This is a genomic window from Kitasatospora sp. NPDC057518 (assembly GCF_042802075.1).
In the GTDB taxonomy this organism is placed as follows: Bacteria; Actinomycetota; Actinomycetes; order Streptomycetales; family Streptomycetaceae; genus Kitasatospora.
The window spans coordinates 1-5,208 of the sequence record NZ_JBHVEU010000551.1 but is presented as its reverse complement, the minus strand read 5'-3'; the positions used below and the strand labels follow the sequence as shown (position 1 = coordinate 5,208).

Here is a 5,208-nt window from a genome sequence, read left to right as displayed (position 1 = left end):
GCCTCCAGCCGGTCGAGAGCCACGCTCAGCCGCCGCAGGGTCGCCAGCGCCCAGCGCTACGCGGGCACCGAGGCCACGCCGGGGGCGAGGAAGGCCTTGCCGTTCACCCGCTCCGAGACGCCCTCACGGTCCAGGTACGGGGTGATCCCGCCCAGGTGGAAGGGCCAGCCGGCACCGGTGATCATGCAGAGGTCGATGTCCTGCGCCTCGGCGACGACACCCTCCTCCAGCATCAGGCCGATCTCCTGCGCCACGGCCTCCAGGGCGCGGGCGCGGACCTGCTCCCCGGTGAGCACCGAGTCGCCGAAGGTCAGCAGCTCCAGCACCTCGGGGTCGAGGACCTGCTGGCCGTCCGTCCAGGTGTAGAAGCCGCGCTTGCCGGCCTTGACCACCTTGGCGAGGTTCTCGGAGACGGTGAACCGCTCCGGGAAGGCGCCGTGCAGGGTCTCCGAGACGTGCAGGGCGATGGCCGGGCCGACCAGCTCCAGCAGCACGATCGGGGACATCGGCAGGCCGAGCGGCTCGACGGCCTTCTCGACGTCGGCGATCGGGGTGCCCTCGTCGATGATGCCCTGGATCTCGCCCATGAAGCGGGTCAGGATCCGGTTCACCACGAACGCGGGGCGGTCCTTGCAGAGCACCGAGGTCTTCTTCAGCTTCTTGGACACCGCGAAGGCGGTGGCCAGCGAGGCGTCGTCCGTCGAGTCGCCGCGGACGATCTCCAGCAGCGGCAGGATCGCGACCGGGTTGAAGAAGTGGAAGCCGACGACCCGCTCGGGGTGCTTCAGCTTCGAGGCCATCTCGGTGACCGACAGCGAGGAGGTGTTGGTCGCCAGCACGCAGGTCGGCGAGACCACGTCCTCCAGGTCCGCGAAGACGGCCTGCTTGACGCCCATCTCCTCGAACACGGCCTCGATCACGAAGTCCGCGTCGCCGAAGGCGGCGGCCTTGTCCAGCGAGCCGGAGACCAGGCCCTTGAGACGGTTGGCCTTGTCCTGGCCGATCCGGCCCTTGCCGAGCAGCTTGTCGATCTCGGCGTGGACGTAGCCGACGCCCTTGTCCACGCGCGCCTGGTCGATGTCGGTGAGGACCACCGGCACCTCCAGACGGCGGGCGAACAGCAGCGCCAGCTGCGAGGCCATCAGACCGGCGCCGACGACGCCGACCTTGGTGACCGGGCGGGCCAGCGACTTGTCCGGCGCGCCGACCGGGCGCTTGGCCCGGCGCTGCACCAGGTTGAAGGCGTAGATGCCGCTGCGCAGCTCGCCGCTCATGATGAGGTCGGCCAGGGCCGCGTCCTCGGCGTCGAAGCCGGCCTGCAGGCTGGCCTTGTCCGCGAGGTCGAAGTCCTTGGCGGCGGCGATGATGTCCAGCGCCTTGTAGGCGGCCGGAGCGGCGCCGTGCACCTTGGCGTCGGCGACCATGCGGCCCCAGAGGACGGCGTCGTCCCAGGCCTTGCCGCGGTCGATCGCCTCGCGCTCGACGACGACGTCGCCCTTGACGACCTTGGCGGCCCAGAGCAGCGACTGCTCCAGGAAGTCGGCCGGCTCGAAGATCGCGTCGGCGATCCCCAGCTCGAACACGTCCTTGCCCTTGAGCTGCTTGTTCTGGTTCATCGAGTTCTCGACGATGACCTTGACGGCCTTACCGGCACCCACCAGGTTCGGCAGGATGGTGCAGCCGCCCCAGCCGGGGACGAGGCCGAGGAAGACCTCGGGCAGCGAGAAGGCCGGGACGCCCGCCGACACCGTGCGGTAGTCGCAGTGCAGGCCGACCTCGACGCCGCCGCCCATCGCCGCGCCGTTGTAGAAGGCGAAGGTGGGGACGGGCAGCGTGGCGATCCGCTGGAAGACGTCGTGGCCGCCCTTGCCGATGGCCAGCGCGTCCGCGTGCTCCTTGAGCAGCTCGACGCCCTTGAGGTCGGCGCCGACCGCGAAGATGAACGGCTTGCCGGTGATCGCGGCACCGACGATCGTGCCCTCGGCGGCCTCGGTCGCGACCTGGTCCAGCGCCTCGTTCAGCTTGAGCAGCGAGCCCGGGCCGAAGGTGGTCGGCTTGGTGTGGTCGAAGCCGTTGTCCAGGGTGATCAGGGCCAGCCGGCCGGCCTGCAGCGGCAGGTCGAGGTGGCGGACGTGCGCGGTCGTGACGACCTCGCCCGGGAAGAGCTCGGCGCCGCGGGTCAGCAGCTCGGTGGTGTTCGTCATGGTCACTTACCACCCTCGAGCTCGGTGTTCTGGGTCGCTCCGCTCCAGTGCGGGTTCTCCCAGATGATGGTGCCGCCCATGCCGAAGCCGATGCACATCGTGGTGAGGCCGTAGCGGACGTCCGGGCGCTGCTCGAAGCGGCGGGCCAGCTGATTCATCAGGCGCACGCCGGAGGAGGCCAGCGGGTGGCCGAAGGCGATCGCGCCGCCGTACGGGTTGACCCGCTCGTCGTCGTCCGCGATGCCGTAGTGGTCCAGGAAGGACAGGACCTGGACGGCGAAGGCCTCGTTGATCTCGAAGGCCTGGATGTCGTCGATGGTCAGACCGGCCTTGGCCAGCGCCTTCTCGGTGGCCGGCACCGGGCCGATGCCCATGACCTCGGGCTCGACGCCCGCGAAGGCGAAGGAGACCAGGCGCATCTTGACCGGGAGGCCGAGCTCCTCGGCGACGTCCTCGGCGGCCAGCAGCGAGGCGGTGGCGCCGTCGTTCAGACCGGCCGAGTTGCCCGCGGTGATGTTGCCGTGCGGGCGGAACGGGGTCTTCAGGCCGGCCAGCGACTCCATCGTGGTGCCCGGGCGCAGCGGCTCGTCCACGGTGGCCAGGCCCCAGCCGGTCTCGCCGACCTCGGGGTTGGTGTTGCGGATCGAGATCGGCACCAGGTCGGGCTGGATGTCGCCGTTGGCGTACGCCTTGGCGGCCTTCTCCTGGGAGCGCACGGCGTAGGCGTCGCAGCGCTCCTTGGTCAGGTGCGGGAACCGGTCGTGCAGGTTCTCCGCGGTCATGCCCATGAACAGGGCGGACTCGTCGACCAGCTTCTCGGAGACGAAGCGCGGGTTCGGGTCGACGCCCTCGCCCATCGGGTGGCGGCCCATGTGCTCGACACCGCCGGCCACGACCACGTCGTACGCGCCGAAGGCGATGCCGCCGGCGGTGGTGGTCACGGCGGTCAGCGCGCCGGCGCACATGCGGTCGATCGCGTAGCCGGGGACGGACTTCGGCAGGCCGGACAGCAGGGCGGCGGTGCGCCCGATGGTCAGGCCCTGGTCGCCGATCTGCGTGGTGGCCGCGACGGCGACCTCGTCGATGCGCTCGACGGGCAGGTTCGGGTTACGGCGCACGAGCTCCCGGATGCACTTGACGACGAGGTCGTCGGCGCGCGTCTCGTGGTAGATGCCCTTCGGGCCTGCCTTGCCGAACGGGGTGCGGACGCCATCGACGAAGACGACGTCCCTCGCGGTACGAGGCACGGGGGCTCTCCTCCCAGGGACCAACATGACGATTGGGCGGGCTGCCGCCGTCGAAGACCCGAGCGGCGCCGCATCACCGCCATGCTACCCGCCGGTAACCAACCTGCCCAGGCCCCTCGGAGGGATCTGACCATGTGTCCCCCGACACGTTCCCCGGCCCGTCCGACCAGGAGCGTCGTTCCCGGGTGCGACGAACGGGTACGACGGGAGGGCACGGCGAAGGGGTACGACGAAGGGGATGCCACCCGTACGGATGACATCCCCTTCCACGTGTTGCCGTGATCGGTCCTGGAGCGTGATCAGTCCTGGGCTGCGGCCGCGGCCGCGGCGAACGCGGCGGCCACCGCCGGCGCCACCAGGTCCACCTGCCACTGCCGGGCGCCGAACCCGCGCAGCGCGGCGGCCACGGCCTCGGGGCCCGGCTCGGTCGGCGGGTGCCAGCAGACCCGGCGGACGGTGTCCGGGGTCATCAGGTTCTCGGCCGGCACGTGGTACCGCTCGGCCAGCTCGCTGATCGCGGCGCGCGCGCCGGACAGCCGGGCGGCGGCCACCGGGTCCTTCTCGGCCCAGGCCCGCGGCGGCGGCGGTCCGTCGTGCGGCGCGGTGGCCGGCGGCAGCATGTTCTCCGGGATCTCCCGGGCGCGCTGCACGGCCGCCAGCCACTGCTCCAGCTGGCGCCGGTGCACCCGCGGGCCGAAGCCCTGGACGGCCTGCAGGGCGGCGATGTTCAGCGGCATGGCCAGCGCGGCGTTGACGATCGCCGCGTCGGCGAGCACCCGGCCGGGGGAGACGTCGCGGTCCTGCGCCATCCGGTCGCGGACCAGCCACAGCTCGCGCACCACGGCCAGCTGACGGCGGCGGCGGATCTTGTGCAGCTGCGAGGTGCGGCGCCACGGGTCGTTGCGCGGGCCCGGGCGGGGCGCGGCGGCGATCGAGGCGAACTCCTCCATCGCCCAGCCGAGCTTGCCCTGGGCGTCCAGCTCCTGTTCGAGTGCGTCGCGCAGCTCGACCAGCACCTCGACGTCCAGAGCGGCGTAGCGCAGCCACGGCTCGGGCAGCGGGCGGGTGGACCAGTCGACCGCGGAGTGCTCCTTGGACAGGCTCAGCCCGAGCACGTTCTCGGTCATCGGCCCGAGGCCGACCCGGGCGAAGCCGGCGATCCGCCCGGCCAGCTCGGTGTCGAACAGGCGCTGGGGTCTCATGCCGACGTCGGACAGGCAGGGCAGGTCCTGGCTGGCCGCGTGGACGACCCACTCGGCGTCCTCGACGGCCTTGCCGAGCGCACTGAGGTCCGGGCAGGCGATCGGGTCGATCAGGGCGGAGCCGGAACCCGCGCGGCGCAGCTGGATGAGGTAGGCGCGCTGCCCGTAGCGGTAGCCGGAGGCCCGTTCGGCATCGACGGCCACCGGTCCGGTGCCCGCGGCGAAGGCGGCGACGACGGCGCCCAGCGCCTGTTCGTCCGCCACGACGGGCGGGATCCCCTCCCTCGGCTCAAGGAGCGGGACCGGGGCTGCTTCTTCTGGGATGGCTGCTACGGCGTCGGTCACCCCCCAAGGGTACGACGGTCCTCGCGGCCGGGAGTGTTGTCGGACTGGTCAGACTGTTGATCGCCCGGGGGCGGCCCGCCCCGCTCCGGGGCGCGGTTCGCCCGCCGCGGGCCCTCCGGGGGTGACGGGAGTTCGGCGGCGGGAGGTTGACGACGGGAGTTCGACGGCGGGCCCCGGAACAGCGCCGCGGCGGCCGAGGAGGAAACGTTC

3 protein-coding genes are annotated in these 5,208 nt (G+C 71.9%); all 3 read right to left on the bottom strand.

All coding sequences use genetic code 11. The annotated features are described in order from the left end of the window. Nucleotides 1-56 precede the first annotated feature (56 nt). The 3 genes from ACFU7Z_RS35780 to ACFU7Z_RS35770 all read right to left on the bottom strand — a co-directional run bounded on the left by ACFU7Z_RS35780 (nucleotide 57) and on the right by ACFU7Z_RS35770 (nucleotide 4,998). Entirely contained in the window at nucleotides 57-2,204 is a 2,148-nt protein-coding gene (locus ACFU7Z_RS35780) for a 3-hydroxyacyl-CoA dehydrogenase NAD-binding domain-containing protein (RefSeq protein ID WP_380782178.1), read from the bottom strand. Nucleotides 2,205-2,206: 2 nt separating this feature from the next. Beyond that, nucleotides 2,207-3,451 carry an acetyl-CoA C-acyltransferase gene (locus tag ACFU7Z_RS35775; RefSeq protein WP_049651277.1) on the bottom strand — a complete coding sequence of 415 codons (1,245 nt, stop codon included), beginning with the start codon at nucleotides 3,449-3,451 and terminating at the stop codon, nucleotides 2,207-2,209. Nucleotides 3,452-3,750: 299 nt separating this feature from the next. After that, nucleotides 3,751-4,998, bottom strand: a complete 1,248-nt coding sequence (locus ACFU7Z_RS35770) for a ribonuclease D (RefSeq protein WP_117489922.1) — start codon at nucleotides 4,996-4,998, stop codon at nucleotides 3,751-3,753. Nucleotides 4,999-5,208: the final 210 nt, after the last annotated feature.

Excerpts from the sequence above, each read along its gene's own strand:
- ACFU7Z_RS35780 (WP_380782178.1), bottom strand. The coding sequence starts at position 2,204 with ATGACGAACACCACCGAGCTGCTGACCCGCGGCGCCGAGCTCTTCCCG.